Origin of the sequence: Streptomyces calidiresistens (assembly GCF_014141525.1) — a bacterium.
Lineage (GTDB): Bacteria > Actinomycetota > Actinomycetes > Streptomycetales > Streptomycetaceae > Streptomyces > Streptomyces calidiresistens.
On sequence record NZ_VKHS01001528.1, the window covers coordinates 1 to 503 of the forward strand.

Consider the following 503-nt stretch of genomic DNA (forward strand, 5'->3'; position numbering starts at 1 on the left):
GCTCATGGGTGCAGTGTGGCCCGGGGCACCGACAACCCCTCCGGCGACCGGCCCGGGGCCGACCGCGGGTCAGGGCACCTCGCGCAGGTAGAGCGCGCCGCAGGTGTGGCACATGGGTTCCTCGGTGCGTCCCCAGTCCTCGTCGGAGCGGGTGATGGAATCGGCGGCCAGTTGACGACCGCACATGGCGCGGGTCTCCTGTCCCCGGACCATGTGCCAGGTCTTCACGGCCACGGCGGTGTCGGTGCCCCGCCCGTCCCGGGGGCCGTCGGCCCTCCCGGTGTCGCCCGGGGTGCCCGGCGTCCCGACGGTCTCGGCCCGCATGAGATGGCGCATCGGTCGTTCCTCCGATTCCTCGCCGTCGTGTGGGGTGCTGCCCTCCCATGGTGCGGTCACGGCGCCGGCTCCGCCCGCCGGGGACGGCGGAGGGAGCCGGACGGGTACGAACGGGGACGGGGCGGACCGACGCAGCCGGGCGGGTGCGCCCCCGGTCAGTCCCGCGG

1 protein-coding gene is annotated in these 503 nt (G+C 75.7%); it reads right to left on the minus strand.

From position 1 onward, the window contains the following. Positions 1–69: 69 nt before the first annotated feature. Positions 70–396 (minus strand): hypothetical protein, encoded by a 327-nt coding sequence (locus FOE67_RS28145; RefSeq protein WP_182667611.1) that lies wholly within the window; start codon positions 394–396, stop codon positions 70–72. Positions 397–503 lie beyond the last annotated feature (107 nt).